This window comes from Streptomyces humidus (assembly GCF_014649655.1).
GTDB classification, from domain to species: domain Bacteria; phylum Actinomycetota; class Actinomycetes; order Streptomycetales; family Streptomycetaceae; genus Streptomyces; species Streptomyces humidus.
In genome coordinates, this window is the sequence record NZ_BMTL01000021.1 from 31,645 (window position 1) to 48,005 (window position 16,361).

Sequence of the window (16,361 nt, forward strand, 5' to 3'; positions counted from 1 at the left end):
GGACGGACGGGACGCGCAGGGCGGAGGAGCGTCACGAGGGGCGCTGGGGGCGCAGCCCGTGCAGCAGCAGGTCCACGACCGCCGTGAAGTCGTCCTCGATGCCGGGCCGCTCCCAGACCTCGGAGTAGCCCGGGTCGTGGAAGCGGCCCGTGGCGTGGAAGACGGCGCGGGCGGACGCCGCCGGGTCGGCGGTCGCGAAGGCCCCGGAGGCGACGCCCGCTTCGATGATCGAGGTCAGCTGGCCGGTGAGGTCGGCGAGGTGCTCGCCGACCGCCGTGCCGCTGTCCGCGGTCAGCACCATGTAGGTGGCGAACAGTTCGGGGTCGTCGCCCGCCTTGCGCCGCTTGGCCTCGAAGAGCGCCGTGAGCCAGTCCCGCAGCCGGGCCTCGGGCGCGCGGCCCTCGTCGGCGGTGATGCCGGAGAGGGTCTGCGACGTGAGATCGAGCCAGCGCTTCGTGACCGCCTCGCGCAGCGCCGCCTTGGTGCGGAAGTGGCGGTAGACGCTGCCGTGGCTGACGCCGAGCGCGCGGGCCACGTCGACCACGGTCGCCTTGGCCGGGCCGTGCCGGCGCAGCACCTCCTCGGTCGCCTCGAGGATGCGCTCGGCGGTCAGGGTCTCGGAGGTCTGCGGTGCCATGGTCAGACGGTACCCGGCAGGCCGTTCAGCGCTCGCTGTCGAGGTGCTCCATGGCCGCTGCCGGGTAGCGCTCGCCGGCCGCGGCGTCGGCGGGCACGGCCGCCTCGATCGCCGCGAGGTCGTCGGCGTCGAGGACGACGTCCAGCGCTCCCAGCGACTCGGTGAGCCGCTCGCGGGTGCGGGCGCCGACCAGCGGGACGATGTCCTCGCCCTGGGCGAGCACCCAGGCGATGGCGAGCTGGGCCACGGAGACGCCCTTGGCCTCGGCGATCTTCCGCAGCGCTTCCACCAGGGCCAGGTTGTGCCGCAGGTTGTCCCCCTGGAAGCGGGGCGAGTGGGCCCGGAAGTCGTCTCCGCCGAGCCGGCGGTCGGCGGAGAAGTGCCCGGAGATCAGGCCGCGCGAGAGGACTCCGTACGCGGTGATCGAGATGCCCAGCTCACGGGTGGTCGGCAGGATGGACCGCTCGACGCCGCGGGTGATCAGGCCGTACTCGATCTGGAGGTCGGAGATCGGCGCGGTGGCGGCGGCCCTGCGGATCGTCTGCGCGCCGGCCTCGCTGAGACCGATGTGCCGGACGTATCCCTGCTCGACCAGCTCGGCGATCGCGCCGACCGTCTCCTCGATCGGCACGTCGGGGTCGACGCGGGCGATCCGGTAGACGTCGATGTGGTCGACGCCGAGACGCTGGAGGGAGTAGGAGGCGAAGTTCTTCACGGCGGCGGGCCGGCCGTCGTATCCCGCCCAGGAGCCGTCGGGCCCGCGCAGCGCGCCGAACTTCACGCTGGTCAGCGCCTGTTCACGCAGCGCGGGCGGTGCGGTGCGCAGGGCCTCGCCGATCAGCAGCTCGTTGTGGCCCATGCCGTAGAAGTCGCCGGTGTCGAGCAGGGTGACGCCCGCCTCCAGCGCCGCGTGGATCGTCGCGACGGCCTCGTCGCGGTCCGCGTCGCCGTAGAGGGCGCTCATGCCCATGCAGCCGAGGCCGAGGGCGGAGACCTGGGGTCCGGTGCGGCCGAGGGTACGCGTGATGGTCGTCATGCCCTCCAGCTTGGCATGACGAATGACAGATTTCAATATCTGTCAGCTGTCACCCTTCACCTCGCCGCCGAAGTCCGCCCAGGCGACGGCCGGGAGTGGCAGTCCGATCCCGCCGGGCTGCGGCCGGCGACCGAGCGCGAACGGCTGCGCGCCGGAGTGCGGGCGGCGAACGCCCGGGCGCGCGCCGACGGGCCGTTCATGCCGGGCCCGTGCCACCCGCCCCGGCCGCTCCCGGAGTGCCCGCAGCGCGCCGGGCTCGCGTCGCGTCGCGCGAAGGCGCGCACCGTGCGCCACCCCAGCGCGGGGACCGACGCCGGCGTCCCGCTCCGGGCCCGTCCGCGGGAGCGGCGCCCCGGCGCACGCGCGAGGCCGGCCCCGACGGGATCCCGTCGGGGCCGGCCTCGGTCTGCCGCTGGGTGCCGTGGGAGGCTACGCGCCGATCAGGCGGGCGGCCAGGTAGCCCTCGATCTGGTCGAGGGAGACGCGCTCCTGCTTCATCGAGTCACGCTCGCGGACGGTGACCGCGTTGTCGTCGAGGGTGTCGAAGTCGACCGTGACGCAGAACGGGGTGCCGATCTCGTCCTGGCGGCGGTAGCGGCGGCCGATGGCGCCGGCGTCGTCGAACTCGATGTTCCAGTTCTGGCGCAGCGCGGCGGCGAGGCCCTTGGCCTTCGGCGACAGCTCGGGGTTGCGGGACAGCGGCAGGACCGCCACCTTCACCGGGGCGAGACGGTGGTCGAGGCGCAGCACCGTGCGCTTCTCCAGCTTGCCCTTGGCGTTGGGCGCCTCGTCCTCGACGTAGGCGTCGAGCAGGAACGCCAGCATCGCGCGGCCGACGCCGGCCGCGGGCTCGATGACGTACGGCGTCCAGCGCTCGCCGGCCTCCTGGTCGAAGAAGGAGAGGTCCTGGCCGGAGGCCTTGGCGTGGGCGGAGAGGTCGTAGTCGGTGCGGTTGGCCACGCCCTCCAGCTCGCCCCACTCGTTGCCGCCGAACTGGAAGCGGTACTCGATGTCAGCGGTGCGCTTGGAGTAGTGGGAGAGCTTCTCCTTCGGGTGGTCGTACCACCGCATGTTCTCCTCGCGCATGCCCAGGCCGGTGTACCAGTTCCAGCGCTGCTCCATCCAGTACTCCTGCCACTTCTCGTCCTCGCCCGGCTTGACGAAGAACTCCATCTCCATCTGCTCGAACTCGCGGGTCCGGAAGATGAAGTTGCCGGGCGTGATCTCGTTGCGGAAGGACTTGCCCATCTGGGCGATGCCGAACGGCGGCTTGCGGCGCGAAGTGGTCTGCACCTGGGCGAAGTTGGTGAAGATGCCCTGGGCGGTCTCGGGGCGCAGGTAGGCGATGGAGCCGGTGTCCTGCGTCGGGCCGAGGTGGGTGGAGAGCAGGCCCGAGAACTGCTTGGGCTCGGTGAACTGGCCCTTGTTGCCGCAGTTGGGGCAGTTCACGTCCGCCAGGCCGTTCGCCGGCGGGCGGTTGTGCTTGGCCTCGTACGCCTCTTCCAGGTGGTCCGCGCGGAACCGCTTGTGGCAGGAGGTGCACTCGGTCAGCGGGTCGGAGAAGGTGGCGACGTGACCGGAGGCGACCCAGACCTCGGGGGCCAGGATGACGGACGAGTCGATGCCGACCACGTCCTCGCGCGACGTCACCATGTAGCGCCACCACTGGCGCTTCAGGTTCTCCTTGAGCTCGACACCCAGCGGTCCGTAGTCCCAGGCGGCCTTCTGGCCGCCGTAGATCTCACTGCAGGGGAATACGAAGCCACGGCGCTTGCTCAGGCTGACGATGGTGTCGATCTTGTCGGCGGCCACGGTGCTCTCTTCATAACGACGACGGGCGACGAAGCGAGGTGCTTCCAGCGAAGACTTCAGGGTACCGGCGGGGACTCCCCCTCGACCAAATCGGGGACCCTGTTCCCCAGGGATCCCGGGGGCCATACCGCAGCCCTTCGGGGCTTACCGGGCCCTTACGCCGTCTTCACCCGCCACCTTGTTGACAACGGTTTCCATATTAGTTGAAAATGAGTGTCATGAACGTACGGCGACTCATACCCGGCACGGCGATCGCGGCGGCCACCGCCCTCGGTCTCGGCGCCCTGTCCGCCTGCTCCTCCGACAGCGCGGCCGTGGCCGGCACGGACAAGTTCGACGTCGTCGCGTCGTTCTACCCGATGGCCTTCCTCGCCGAGCGGATAGGCGGGGACCACGTGCACGTCACCAGCCTCACCGAGCCCGGCCAGGAGCCGCACGACCTGGAGATCAGCGCCAAGCAGACGGCCGCGCTCCAGGAGTCCGACGCGGTGCTCTACCTCAAGGACCTCCAGCCCTCCGTCGACGACGCGGTGGCCCAGTCCGAGATCGGGACCAAGATCGACGCCGCGTCCCTCACCACCCTGGAGAAGCACGGCAACGAGGTCGGCGGCCACGCGGCCGAGCACGACGGCCACGAGAACGAGGAGCTGTCCGGCCTCGACCCGCACATCTGGCTCGACCCGGTGCGGTACGCCCAGGTCACCGAGGGCGTCGGCAAGGCCTTCGAGAAGGCCGACCCCGGCCACGCGGCCGACTACAAGACCAACACCGCGGCCCTGGTGAAGCAACTCGGCGACCTGAACACCGAGTTCGAGAAGGGTCTCGCGAACACCAGGACCAGGGTCTTCGTCACCACCCACGCCGCGTTCGGCTACCTCGCCGAGCGCTACGGCCTGACCGAGGAGGCCATCAACGGCCTCGACCCCGAGTCGGAGCCCAGCGCCGCCCGCGTGAAGGAGCTTGAGAAGATGGCGAAGGCGGACGGCGTCACGACCGTGTTCTACGAGACGCTCGTCAGCGACAAGACCGCGAAGACCATCGCCTCCGACGCCGGCCTGAGGACCGACGTCCTCGACCCGATCGAGGGCATCACGGAGAAGTCCCGCGGCAAGGACTACTTCTCGGTCCAGCGAGCCAACCTCAAGGCGCTGCGGACGGCCCTGGGAACCAAGTGACCACCATGGAGGGCGTCATGGACGCGAAGGCCGAGCCCGTCATCTCACTGCGCGGCGTCCGCGCCGAACTGGGCTCGCGCCCCGTGCTGCGGGGCGTCGACCTCACCGTGCGGCGCGGTGAGGTCGTCGCCCTGCTCGGCGCGAACGGCTCCGGCAAGTCCACGGCCGTGCGCAGCGTCATCGGACAGGTGGCGGTCGGCGCGGGCGAGATCGAGCTGTTCGGGGCGCCGCAGCGCCGGTTCCGGGACTGGGCGCGGATCGGATACGTCCCGCAGCGCACCACGGCCGCCGGCGGGGTTCCGGCCACGGTGACCGAGGTCGTCTCCTCGGGCCGCCTCTCGCGCACCCGCTTCGGCGTCTTCCGCAAGGCCGACCACGCGGCCGTCCGGCACGCCCTGGAGCTCGTCGGCATGGCGGACCGGGCGAAGGACAGCGTCGACGCCCTCTCCGGCGGCCAGCACCAGCGCGTGCTCATCGCCCGCGCGCTCGCCGCCGAACCCGAACTGCTGATCATGGACGAGCCGATGGCCGGCGTCGACCTGGCCAGCCAGGAGGTCCTGGCGCGGACGCTGCAGGAGCAGGTCGCGGCCGGCACGACCGTGCTGCTGGTCCTGCACGAACTGGGCCCCCTCGAACCCCTCATCGACCGGGCGGTCGTCCTGCGCGACGGCTGCGTCCTGCACGACGGGCCGCCCACGCCGGCCGTCGGCCAGCACGCGCTGCCCGGCCACGACCATGTGCACCCGCACGCACCCGCGGGCGCCGAACCGATCCGCACGGGACTGCTGAGCTGATGGACCTCCTGAACTACGCCTTCATGCAGCGGGCGCTGCTCGCCGCGGTCCTGGTCGGCATCACCGCCCCCGCCGTCGGCATCTACCTCGTCCAGCGCCGCCAGGCCCTCATGGGCGACGGCATCGGCCACGTCGCGATGACCGGCGTCGGCCTCGGCTTCCTGCTCTCCTGGTCTCCGGTCTGGATGGCGACCGGCGTCTCCGTGCTGGGCGCGGTGATCATGGAACTCATCCGCTGGTACGGCAGGACCCGCGGCGACATCGCCCTGGCCATGCTGTTCTACGGCGGCATGGCCGGCGGCGTGATGTTCATCAACCTCGCGCCGGGCGGCTCCAACGCCAACCTCACCTCGTACCTCTTCGGCTCGCTGTCGACGGTGTCGGAGTCGGACGTGACGGCGATCTGCCTGCTCGCGGCCTTCGTCGTCCTGGTCACCCTCGGTCTGCGCCGCCAGTTGTTCGCGGTCAGCCAGGACGAGGAGTTCGCGCGGGTGACCGGTCTGCCGGTGCGCGCCCTGAACCTGCTGACGGCGGTCACGGCGGCGGTGACGGTGACCGTGGCGATGCGCGTGGTGGGCCTGCTGCTGGTGTCGGCCCTGATGGTGGTCCCGGTCGCGGCCGCCCAGCAGCTCAGCCGCAGCTTCGCCGCCACCTTCGCGATCGCGGTGGCCATCGGCGTGACCGTGACCATCGGCGGCACGGTGACCTCGTACTACCAGGACGTCCCGCCCGGCGCGACGATCGTGCTCCTCACCATCGCCGCGTTCGTCGCGCTCAGCGTGCTCGCCGCCCCTCTGGCCCGCCGCCGCGCCCGCGCACTGGCCGCGGCACAGCCCGTGGGCGACCCCGCGGAGTGCGCGATTCCGGACACCCGGAGCCCGGGCGACGAAGTCGGCGTCTGACCGCGCGCAGACCGGGCTGGCACAATGGCCCGGCAAGCCGCAGACGTGAGGAGACAACGGTGACGACCGCTGGACCGCCCGTGAAGGGCCGCTCCACCCGGCAGCGTGCCGCCGTGGCGGCGGCGCTCGACGAGGTGGACGAGTTCCGCAGCGCACAGGATCTGCACGACATGCTCAAGCACAAGGGCGACTCGGTCGGCCTGACCACCGTCTATCGCACCCTGCAGTCCCTCGCCGACGCGGGCGAGGTCGACGTCCTGCGCACATCGGACGGCGAGTCCGTGTACCGCCGCTGCTCCACCGGCGAGCACCACCACCACCTCGTCTGCCGCGTCTGTGGCAAGGCGGTGGAGGTGGAGGGCCCGGCGGTCGAGAAGTGGGCGGAGGCCATCGCCGCGGAACACGGCTATGTGAACGTGGCCCACACGGTGGAGATCTTCGGGACGTGCGCGGACTGCGCGAGGGCCGCCGCGGGTTGAGCCGCCGTGCGTCTCCGGTCCGCACGGGCGCGCCCGGCGGTCAGACGCGCCGCAGCCGGCCGGCCGGCACCACCGCGTCCTCCCGCACCCCGACGCCCTGCTCTTCGCCCACGGCCCCTCCCCGGTCCTACGGTGACGGCGTGACGGCGGATGCGAGGGGCCGGGCCGGGTGCGAGGGATCCGGCCGGGGGCCGGGCCAGGGGCCGGATGCCCGGCTCCCCAGCTCCCCAGCTCCCCGGCCAGGAGTCCGCTAGGGCGCGTTTCGAAAGTAGCGTCGTCCGCCCGGAGGGCGGGCCCGGCGGCGTCTGGTGCGTGCGATCGCAAGGCGGAGGGTCGCCCCGATACTGGATGTATCGGGGTGATCCCGACAACGCGGCGAGCGTGCGTGCCAGACGCCGCCGGGCAGACGGGACTTTCGAAACACGCCCTAGGAGCCGGAGCCGGCGTCCCGCTCCGAACCCGCGCCCTCCAGGGACAGCAGCACCTCGTTCGGGGTGGCGCCGCCGAAACGGCGGTCCCGGGAGGCGAACTCCACGCACGCACGCCACAGGTCGCGGCGGTCGAAGTCCGGCCACAGGACGTCCTGGAAGACCATCTCCGCATACGCGCTCTGCCAGATCAGGTAGTTGGAGATGCGCTGCTCGCCGCTCGGCCGCAGGAACAGGTCGACGTCGGGCATGTCCGGGTAGTACAGGTACTTCGCGAGGGTCTTCTCGGTGACCTTGGACGGGTCGAGCCGACCCGCCTTCACGTCCTCGGCCAGCGCCTGCGCTGCGTCCGCGATCTCCGCCCGCCCGCCGTAGTTCATGCAGAAGTACAGGGTGAGGCGGTCGTTGTCCTTGGTCTGCTCCTGGGCGATCTGGAGCTCCTTGGCCACCGACTTCCACAGCTTGGGCATCCGGCCCACCCAGCGCACCCGGATCCCCAGCTCGTCGAGGGTGTCGCGGGTCTTGCGGATGAAGTCGCGGTTGAAGTTCATCAGGAAGCGGACCTCGTCGGGCGAGCGCTTCCAGTTCTCGGTGGAGAAGGCGTAGAGCGAGATGTTGCGCACGCCCATCTCGACCGCGCCCTGCAACACGTCGAGAACCTGCTCGGCGCCGACCTTGTGCCCCTCGGTGCGCGGCAGCCCGCGCTCCTTGGCCCAGCGGCCGTTGCCGTCCATGACGATCGCCACGTGTTCGGGCACCAGCTCACCGGGGAGCTTGGGCGGGCGAGCGCCGGACGGATGCGGCTCGGGCGTCCTGTACTCCCGACGCTGCCGCCCCAGGAACCCGCGTACGACCATGTGCCTCTCGTCTCCTTCACTTTTCCACATACCGAAGGGAGCGCAGCCCGCGCTCCAGATGCCAGTGCAGATAGGCGGACACCAGCCCGCTGCCCTCCCGGACGTGACGCGGCTCGCACGCGTCTGCCGTCTCCCAGTCTCCCGTGAGCAGCGCGCCGAGGAGGACCAGGGTCTGCGGCGAGGGCACGACGCTCCCGGCCACCCGGCAGTCGGCGCAGACCGAGCCGCCGGCGGCGACCGAGAAGAACCGGTTGGGCCCCGGCATCCCGCACCTGGCGCAGTCGCCGAAGCTGGGCGCGTACCCGTTGACGGCCAGCGACCGCAGCAGGAACGCGTCAAGCACGAGGTGCGGGGCGTGCTCGCCGCGGGCCAGGGTCCGCAGCGCCCCCACGAGCAGCAGGTACTGCTGCACGGCCGGTTCGCCCTCGTGGTCGGTGAACCGCTCGGCGGTCTCCAGCATGGCCGTCCCCGCCGTGTAGCGGGCGTAGTCGGTCACGATGCCGCCGCCGTAGGGGGCGATGATCTCGCTCTGTGTGCACAGCGGCAGTCCGCGGCCCACGAGTTCGCTGCTGCCCCGCGCGAAGAACTGCACGTCGACGTGGGAGAAGGGTTCGAGACGCGCCCCGAACTTGGACTTCGTCCGCCGCACCCCCCGTGCCACGGCCCGCACCCGCCCGTGCCCGCGCGTCAGCAGCGTGATGATGCGGTCGGCCTCGCCCAGCTTCTGGGTCCGCAGGACGATGCCGTCGTCCCGGAAGAGACTCATCGCACACCACCGCCGGGGGCCCGCCGGGGCCGCCGCCCGCCGCCCGGCCGCGGCGTGACGCGCCCCGCCTCCCCCGGCTTCTGGGGGCGCAGCACGCTGCCGTGGTCGCGGAACAGGCTCATGGCTCCATTCTCGCCTACGCCGGGAGGGTGGTGTGTCCGCCCGTGGCGATCCCCGGGGCGGGCGCGCGCAACCAGAGGCGCGGGCCGGGGCGTCCGTGTACAGGGAAACGACTTCTGTGTTCCCGACGGACGGAGAGAACGATCTCAGCCTCGACCACTCGCCGCACCCTGCTCACCGCCGGCGCGGGCGCCGGCGCCGCCCTGCTCGCCGCCGGCCCCGCACGGGCCGCCGCCGACACCGCCGCCGACACCGGCGCCGGCTCCGTCGCCGCCCGCCTGCGCGACCTGGAGTCCCGGCACGGCGCCCGGCTCGGCGTGTTCGCGTACAACGTCCGCACCCGCCGCCGCGTCCGCCACCGCGCCGACGAGCTCTTCCCGGTCTGCTCGCTCTTCAAGACCCTGGCGGTGGCGGCCGTGCTGCGGGACCTGGACGCGTCGGCGCTGGACCGGCGCATCCACTACACGGCCGACGACGTGGTGGAGAACTCGGAGATCACCAAGGACCACGTGGCCGACGGCATGACGATCGCCGAGCTGTCCGCGGCGGCGATCCGGCACAGCGACAACACGGCCGGGAACCTGCTGCTGCGCGAGCTGGGCGGCCCCGCCGCGATCACCCGCTTCGCCCGCTCCGTCGGCGACCGCGTCACCCGCCTCGACCGGTGGGAGCCGGAGCTCAACTCGGCCGAGCCGGGGCGGACCACGGACACCACGAGCCCGTACGCGATCGCGCGCACCTACGCCAGGCTGGTCCTCGGCGACGCCCTGGCCCCCGCCGGCCGACGCCGCCTGACCGACTGGATGCTCGGCACCGTCACCAGCGCCAACCGCTTCCGCGCCGGCCTCCCGGCCGACTGGACGGTCGCCGACAAGACCGGCGGCGGCTGGTACGGCGCGAACAACGACGCGGGCATCGCCTGGACCCCGGACGGCGCCCCCGTCGTCCTCGCGGTCCAGCTCACCAAGCCCGACCGGGAGGCCCCCTACGACCACGCCCTGATCGTGGAGACGGCGGAGGTGCTGGCGGCGGCACTGGGCTAGGGGTGTCCTCCCCATGACAGGGTCGGCCGGCGCGTCGCCTTCTCCGTGGAGCCGGCGGGCCCCGCACACCTCGTCCGCGGAAGGCCCGGCCCAGCCGCGGCCCCCGCCTCAGCCGGAGAGCGCGAACCCCCGCACATACCTGCGCTGCCAAGGCGTCTCCACCGCGCGCCGGTCGTAGTGGCGGCGGACGAAGGCCACCGCCTCGCCCGCCGGTACGCCGTCCAGGACCGCCAGGCACGCCAGGGCCGTTCCCGTGCGGCCGCGGCCTCCGGCGCAGGCGATCTCGACGCGTTCGCCGGCCGCGCGGCGCCAGGCCTCGGTGAGGGCCTCCCGGGCGTCACGGCGGTCGGCAGGGAGGCGGAAGTCGGGCCAGCGAAGCCAGCGGGACTCCCAGGGCGACGACGGGGGCCGCGCGCCGAGGAGGTAGACGCCGTACGCGGGTGCGGGGGCCGTGGGGTCGAGCGGGCGACGCAGGCCGCGGCCGCGGACCAGCCGCCCGGACGGCAGTTCCAGCACTCCGGGGTCGGCGGCGCACCAGGCCCGTGATTCGTTCTCCATCACTCCATTCGATCCCCGTGGCGGAAGCCGGGCAACCGATTCCGTCCGACCGGTGGTCTGGAGGGCGAGGAGGGTGCTTGATGCAGGCCGAACAAGAGGACCGGTTCCAGGAGTTCGTCAGAGCCCGTTGGTCCCGGCTGGTGCGGACCGCGTATCTGCTCACGGGCGACGTCCATCACGCGGAGGACCTGACGCAGACCGCGCTGGCGAAGGCGTACCGGTCGTGGCGGCGGATATCTCGCAGCGACAACCCGGAGGCCTATGTCCGGCGGATGCTGGTCAGCTGCAACAGCGACCGGTTCCGCAAGCGGAGGGTCGTCGAGGCGCTGACCGCGGCGCCGCCCGAGCGTGCGGGGCGGGACGAGACTGCTGGGCGGGTCGAGGAGCGCGGCTCGCTGATGGCCGGGCTGGCCCAACTCCCGCCGAAGCAGCGGGCGGTGGTGGTGCTCCGGTACTGGGAGGACCTGTCGGAGGCGGAGGTGGCCGAGGTGCTGGGCTGCTCACAGGGGACGGTCAAGAGCCAGGCGTCGAAGGGGCTGGCGAAGTTGCGCATGCAGCCGGGACTGGCCGCCGGTCGCACGGCCTCCGGCAGTCGGGAACAGGCGCGGGCGCAGGGAGGCACCAGGTGAACGAGTGGGACGACCAGAGGGAACTGGAGGAGCGGATGCGTGAGCTGCTCGCTGAGGACGCCTACACGATCCGGCCCTCGCCGGCGCCCTACCCGGCGATCCGGCGGCGGGGACTGGCCGAGCGGCGGCGGCGCGTGACGGTGACCGGGGCGGCGCTGGCCGCGCTCGCCGCGGTGCCGGTGGGGGCGTACGCCGTGAACGGCGGGGACGGGGCCCGGGGCGCCGACACGGCCGCGCCGAACCCGTCGGCGAGCGCCTCGCGGGCCCCGGCCGCGAGGCCGTCCTCGGCGCCGGACGGCCCGGCGCGGCCCGCCACGAAGGGGCAGTTGCTCGACGGCATCACCTTCGAGCAGGCGGCGGACGGGCTCAAGGAGTGTCTGCGGGCCGAGGGCGGGCCCGCCGGCAGCGTCCGTGACCTGGGCAGGGCGAAGGACTACCGGATCGTCCTGGCGCTCAAGAGCACCGGGGACTCCAACCGTCCCGGCGACGGCGTCAACGTCGTCGCGGTGAGGGAGAAGCCGGCCGGCTTCCGGGTGGTGTGCACCCTGCAGGACGGCGCCGCCTCGGGCATCAGCGTCAGCTCGAGCGACGCCGGCCCGCCGGACGCGGGTCCGGTGATGCCCGACGTGAACGGCGGCAAGCTGTACCAGCAGTCGTTCCCCGACAAGGGCCACTGGAAGCTGCCGTTCCGCTGGGGCGTCATCGGCACGGTGGAGCCGTCGGTCGCCAAGGTGACCGTCTCCTACGGGGACGGCAGCACGACGGCCGCCCTGGACGGAACCTGGTTCGTCGCGGCGGGCATGCTGAACCGGCAGGTCACCCTCGCCCCGCACATCAAGGGCTACGACAGGACGGGCAAGCTCGTCTACGACTCCGACACGGACAGCACCTACCAGCGGACGCTGCCGTAGGGGCGTCCCCGCCCCTACGGCCCACCCGCCGCAATCGCGGCCCGTGCCGCCCCGCCCGCCCGGACGGTCAGGTCCTTCCCGGTGACACCAGGCCCGACTCGTAGGCCACGATCACCAGTTGGGCCCGGTCCCGTGCGCCCAGTCTGCCCATGATCCGGCTGACATGGGTCTTCGCGGTGAGCGGGCTGAGGCCCAGCGTCTCGGCGATCTCGGTGTTGGTCAGACCGCGGGCGACCAGGGCGAGCACCTCGCGCTCGCGCTCGGAGAGTCCTTCCGGGCCGCCCACCGGGGGCGGCCCGGCGGGGCTGCGCAGGAACCGGGCGATCAGCCGTGACGTCGGCCCGGGCGACAGCAGGGCCTCGCCCGCGGCGACCGTGCGGATGGCGTCCAGGAGTTCGGCGGGCCGGGTGTCCTTCACGAGGAAACCGGACGCGCCCGCGCGCAGCGCCTCGACGATGTTCTCGTCGGTGTCGTACGTGGTCAGGACGAGCACGCGGACGCCGGTCAGCTCGTCGTCGGCGGCGATCAGCCGGGTCGCCTCGATGCCGTCGAGGTCGGGCATGCGGACGTCCATGACGATGAGGTCGGGGCGTTCGTCGCGGGCCAGCCGCACCGCTTCCCGGCCGGTGCCGGCCTGGCCGACCACCGCCATGTCCGGCGCCGACTCCACGAGCATCGCGAACGCGGCCCGGACGAGGGTCTGGTCGTCCGCGAGCAGGATCCTGAGCCCGCTCACCGGCCGCCCTCCGTCGGCAGTACGGCACACACCTCGAACCCCTCTCCGTCGCCGTTGCCCGGTCCGGCCCGCAGCGTGCCGCCCACGCTGCGCGCCCTTTCCCGCATCCCGGTGAGCCCGAATCCGGACGGCCCGGCGCCTTCGGTCCCGCCTCCCATGACGCCGGCGCCGGCGCCGACGCCGTCGTCGGTCACCGTCACCCGCAGGGCGCCCTGCTCCTCGTCCACCCGCACCGCTATCGCGAGGCCGGTCCGCCCGCCGTGGCGGACCGCGTTCGTCAGCGCCTCCTGCACGATCCGGTAGGCCGCCGCGCCCACCGCGGGCGGCACCTCCCCCGCGTTCACCGACAGTTCGGCCCGCGCCCCGGCGCTCCGGGCGCTCTCCACGAGATCGTCCAGGCCGTGCAGGCCGGGCAGGGGCCCGCGCCCGTCCGGGACACCGTTCTCGCGCAGTACCTCCAGCGTCGTCCGCAGTTCGCCGCGTGCGCTGCGGCAGGTCTCGGCGATGTCGTCGAGGGCCCTGGCGACGGCCGCGCGGTCGAGCCGGTCGGGGTCGGCGGCCAGCACATGGGCGGCGACGGACGTCCGCACGCCGATGAGGGTGATGCTGTGCGCGAGCAGGTCGTGCAGGTCACGGGCGATGCGCAGGCGTTCCTCGGCGACCCGGCGGCGGGCCTCCTCCTCCCGGGTGCGTTCGGCGCGTTCCGCGCGTTCGACGATGGCCGCGACGTACTGACGGTAGTAGCGGACGCTCATGCCGCAGAAGAGGACGGCGATGACCCAGCCGAAGATCCGCAGGACCTCCCCCGTCCCGCCGGGGTCGGCGAGGGCGCCGACGAGCAGGGCCAGTCCGAGGACGATGCCGCCGGTGAGCAGCGTGCGGCGGGCCGGGCCGGTCTCCGCGAGCGTGTAGAGCGCCACCATGGTCGCGGGGACGGGCGCGGCGTGCGCGTTGCCGAGGACGTGGTACGGGACGACGCAGGCCGCCACCGCGAACAGGACCGCCACCGGGGAGCGGCGGCGCCGCACGAGGGGTATGTGCGCGGCGAGCAGCAGCGTCCAGCCGAGGGCGTCGGGGCGCGTCCCGTCGGCGCCGGCGAGGGCGAGGGCCGTGGCCAGGCCCGCGGTCGCGGTGGCCGGCAGCGCTTCGGTGCGCGTGGGGCGGGGCGCGGCGCCGGGATCGCGGTGGACCGCCTTCATGATCCGCTCGCCCCGGCGGCGGCGTACCGGTGTCGTGGTCGGCTGCACGGGGTCATCCTGCGGCACCCGGGCGCCCCTGCGGCAGGCAGGGGCGCCCGGCTCCTCATACGGGTTGCCGGACACGGTCGCCGGGTCCGGGCTCCGGCGCGCGCGCCAGCGGGCCCGGCCACCACACCCTGCGGCCCAGCGCCACGCTCGCGCTGGTCACCAGGTAGGTGCGGACGAGGAAGGTGTCCAGCAGCACGCCGACCGCGATGACGAAGCCCAGCTCGACCAGCTGAAGGAGCCCCATGTTCGTCAGGACGGCGAAGGTCGCGGCCAGGACGAGGCCGGCGGAGGCGATGACCCCGCCGGTCGTGCGCAGCGCCGTCAGGGCGGCGGCGACGGGTTCGGCGCCGCGCAGCGACTCCTCGCGCATCCGGTGCATCAGGAAGATGCCGTAGTCGACGCCGAGGGCCACCAGGAACACGAAGGACAGCAGTCCGAGCCCCGGGTCCGTGCCCCCGAAGCCGAACACCGGCCCGAAGACGAGCCCGCCGAGGCCGAGCGCCGCGCCCCACACGGCGACCACGGCGGCGACCAGCATCAGCGGCGCCACGAGCGAGCGCAGCAGCGCGACCAGGATCAGCAGGACGGAGACGAGGACGATCGGGACGACGACCAGCCGGTCGCGGGCGTCGGTGTCGGCCAGGTCGAGCTGCTGGGCGCTGGGACCGCCCACGTAGGAGCCGGGGAGCCGCTCGCGCAGCGCCCGGACGGTGGCCGTCTCGGCCGCGGACTGCGGAGGCGCGGCGGCGGTCACCGCGATCTCCGTCCAGCCGCCCCCGGTACGGCCGGTGCGGGCGTCGGCGACGCCGTCCGTGTCGCGGGCCGCGGCGAGTGCGGCGTCGGCCCGGCCGGCCGGGGTCAGGACGTCGATGGGCTGGGCGGACTGCCGGGGGAAGGCCTCGGCGAGGGTCGCCATGGCGGCGACCGAGTCGGGCCGGTCGACGAAGGCGTCCTGCTGCCTGAGCGCGCCGGGCAGGTTCAGCGTGCCCAGGGCGAGCGCACCGAGCAGGACGGCGCCGGCCGCCAGGACGGTCCGCGGACGGCGTCCGGCGGAGGCGCCCATCGCGGCGAACAGCGACCGGCGGTCCGCGGGTGTGCTGCCGTGCGCGGGCACCAGCGGCCAGAACACCCGCCTGCCCAGGAGGACGAGGACGGCGGGCAGCAGCGTCAGCATCGCCGCGAGTGCGCACAGCACCCCGGCGGCGCCCAGCGGTCCCATGCCCCGGCTGGAGTTGAGGTCGGCGGCGAGCAGGCACAGCAGTCCGGCGGCGACGGTTCCGGAGGAGGCCAGCACGGCGGGTCCGCAGCCGCGCAGCGCGGCGAGCATCGCGTCGTGGGGCCGCTCGAAGCGCCGCAGCTCCTCGCGGTAGCGGGAGACGAGGAGCAGGGCGTAGTCGGTGCCCGCGCCGAAGACGAGGACGGTCATGATGCCCGAGCTCTGTCCGGACACCGATGTGCCGAACGCCTGGTGGAGGCCGTAGGCGACGGCCATGGAGAGGAAGTCGGCGACGCCGGCCACGACGAGCGGCACCAGCCACAGCACCGGGCTGCGGTAGATGAGGATCAGCAGCAGGGCGACGACGCCGACGGTGGTGTAGAGCAGCGGTCCGCCGAGGGACTGGTAGACCTCGCCCGCGTCGGTGGCGAGCGCTCCCGTGCCGCCCACCTGGACCGTCAACGCGCCCTCGCCGTGGGCGACTCGGCGTACGTCGTCGACGAACGCGTCCCGCTTCTCCTCGTCGGCGCCGGGCTCGTCGGTGGCGAGCGGGTACATGAGGGTGGCGCCGTCGGCGGAGGGGATCCCCCGTGGGGTCCCGGTGAGGGCGTGGGCGCCGGCGACGCGGGCGACCTGCGCGTGCGCCGTCGTGCGGTCGGCGGCGGTCAGTCCGCCGTCGCGGTGGTACACGAGCACCAGTTCGGTGCTCTCGCCGCCGGGCAGTCGTTCCTGCAGCTCGGCGGCCTTGGTGGAGTCGGCGCTCGCCGGCAGGTAGTCGGTGACGCGATCGTGCTGCACGTCGCCGAGCTGCGCGGCGAACGGCGAGGCGAGCGCGAGCACGCCCACCCACAGCGCGAGCACCACCCAGGGGATGCTCTTCCTTTTCCCGGCCCCCATGAGACGGGCCCTCCCTTCGTCGCGGTCGTCCGGATGCGTTCTCCAGACTCCCGGCGCACGGGGGGCGCTTCGTCGGGCGTGAGGGCGAGTTCGGGGGTACTGCCGGGGGTGGCCGGAC

The 16,361-nt window shown here is 73.2% G+C and carries 16 protein-coding genes; 7 read left to right on the plus strand and 9 right to left on the minus strand.

Annotated features, from left to right (window positions below):
• Positions 1-31 precede the first annotated feature (31 nt).
• From IE239_RS23905 to IE239_RS23915, 3 genes are all read right to left on the minus strand, one after another.
• Positions 32-637 carry a TetR/AcrR family transcriptional regulator gene (locus IE239_RS23905; protein WP_190151432.1) on the minus strand — a complete coding sequence of 202 codons (606 nt, stop codon included), beginning with the start codon at positions 635-637 and terminating at the stop codon, positions 32-34.
• Between the two features lie 25 nt (positions 638-662).
• Positions 663-1,673, minus strand: a complete 1,011-nt coding sequence (locus IE239_RS23910; RefSeq protein ID WP_190151433.1) for an aldo/keto reductase — start codon at positions 1,671-1,673, stop codon at positions 663-665.
• Positions 1,674-2,102: 429 nt separating this feature from the next.
• On the minus strand, positions 2,103-3,485 hold the full coding sequence (locus IE239_RS23915) for a glycine--tRNA ligase (RefSeq protein ID WP_190151434.1): 1,383 nt from the start codon (positions 3,483-3,485) through the stop codon (positions 2,103-2,105).
• Between the two features lie 218 nt (positions 3,486-3,703).
• Here IE239_RS23915 and IE239_RS23920 point away from each other — a divergent pair, with 218 nt between their 5' ends.
• The 4 genes from IE239_RS23920 to IE239_RS23935 are packed head-to-tail and all read left to right on the plus strand — an operon-like array spanning position 3,704 to position 6,835.
• Complete coding sequence (locus IE239_RS23920) at positions 3,704-4,660, plus strand: metal ABC transporter substrate-binding protein (RefSeq protein WP_190151435.1); 957 nt, start codon at positions 3,704-3,706, stop codon at positions 4,658-4,660.
• 5 nt (positions 4,661-4,665) lie between these two features.
• On the plus strand, positions 4,666-5,454 hold the full coding sequence (locus IE239_RS23925; RefSeq protein WP_190151542.1) for a metal ABC transporter ATP-binding protein: 789 nt from the start codon (positions 4,666-4,668) through the stop codon (positions 5,452-5,454).
• Complete coding sequence (locus IE239_RS23930; protein ID WP_190151436.1) at positions 5,454-6,356, plus strand: metal ABC transporter permease; 903 nt, start codon at positions 5,454-5,456, stop codon at positions 6,354-6,356. Before IE239_RS23925 ends, IE239_RS23930 begins: the two co-directional genes overlap by 1 nt.
• 59 nt (positions 6,357-6,415) lie before the next feature.
• Positions 6,416-6,835 carry a Fur family transcriptional regulator gene (locus IE239_RS23935; protein WP_190151437.1) on the plus strand — a complete coding sequence of 140 codons (420 nt, stop codon included), beginning with the start codon at positions 6,416-6,418 and terminating at the stop codon, positions 6,833-6,835.
• Between the two features lie 427 nt (positions 6,836-7,262).
• Here the strand turns inward: IE239_RS23935 and IE239_RS23940 are convergent, their stop codons facing one another.
• Positions 7,263-8,120: an isoprenyl transferase gene (locus tag IE239_RS23940; RefSeq protein WP_190151438.1), complete on the minus strand. Its 858-nt coding sequence runs from the start codon at positions 8,118-8,120 to the stop codon at positions 7,263-7,265.
• 16 nt (positions 8,121-8,136) lie between these two features.
• Positions 8,137-8,886, minus strand: a complete 750-nt coding sequence (recO, locus tag IE239_RS23945) for a DNA repair protein RecO (RefSeq protein ID WP_057574747.1) — start codon at positions 8,884-8,886, stop codon at positions 8,137-8,139.
• 263 nt (positions 8,887-9,149) lie between these two features.
• Between recO and bla the strand changes: the two genes are divergently transcribed.
• Positions 9,150-10,049: a class A beta-lactamase gene (bla, locus tag IE239_RS23950; RefSeq protein WP_190151543.1), complete on the plus strand. Its 900-nt coding sequence runs from the start codon at positions 9,150-9,152 to the stop codon at positions 10,047-10,049.
• Between the two features lie 108 nt (positions 10,050-10,157).
• Here the strand turns inward: bla and IE239_RS23955 are convergent, their stop codons facing one another.
• Positions 10,158-10,607, minus strand: a complete 450-nt coding sequence (locus tag IE239_RS23955; protein ID WP_190151439.1) for a protein-tyrosine phosphatase family protein — start codon at positions 10,605-10,607, stop codon at positions 10,158-10,160.
• An 80-nt stretch (positions 10,608-10,687) separates the two neighbouring features.
• Here IE239_RS23955 and IE239_RS23960 point away from each other — a divergent pair, with 80 nt between their 5' ends.
• Both IE239_RS23960 and IE239_RS23965 read left to right on the plus strand, forming a co-directional pair.
• Positions 10,688-11,236 (plus strand): SigE family RNA polymerase sigma factor, encoded by a 549-nt coding sequence (locus IE239_RS23960; protein WP_190151440.1) that lies wholly within the window; start codon positions 10,688-10,690, stop codon positions 11,234-11,236.
• A complete protein-coding gene (locus tag IE239_RS23965; protein WP_308435411.1) occupies positions 11,233-12,147 on the plus strand; it encodes a hypothetical protein in 915 nt (304 codons plus the stop codon). The genes IE239_RS23960 and IE239_RS23965 overlap by 4 nt, the downstream gene beginning before the upstream one ends.
• A gap of 67 nt (positions 12,148-12,214) precedes the next feature.
• On the opposite strand, the gene IE239_RS23970 is transcribed toward IE239_RS23965, so the two are convergent.
• The 3 genes from IE239_RS23970 to IE239_RS23980 are packed head-to-tail and all read right to left on the minus strand — an operon-like array spanning position 12,215 to position 16,243.
• Entirely contained in the window at positions 12,215-12,883 is a 669-nt protein-coding gene (locus IE239_RS23970) for a response regulator (protein WP_190151441.1), read from the minus strand.
• Positions 12,880-14,130, minus strand: a complete 1,251-nt coding sequence (locus IE239_RS23975; RefSeq protein ID WP_373308136.1) for a sensor histidine kinase — start codon at positions 14,128-14,130, stop codon at positions 12,880-12,882. Before IE239_RS23975 ends, IE239_RS23970 begins: the two co-directional genes overlap by 4 nt.
• Before the next feature lie 55 nt (positions 14,131-14,185).
• Positions 14,186-16,243, minus strand: coding sequence for an MMPL family transporter (locus IE239_RS23980; RefSeq protein WP_190151442.1), 2,058 nt, complete (start codon positions 16,241-16,243; stop codon positions 14,186-14,188).
• Between the last annotated feature and the right edge of the window lie 118 nt (positions 16,244-16,361).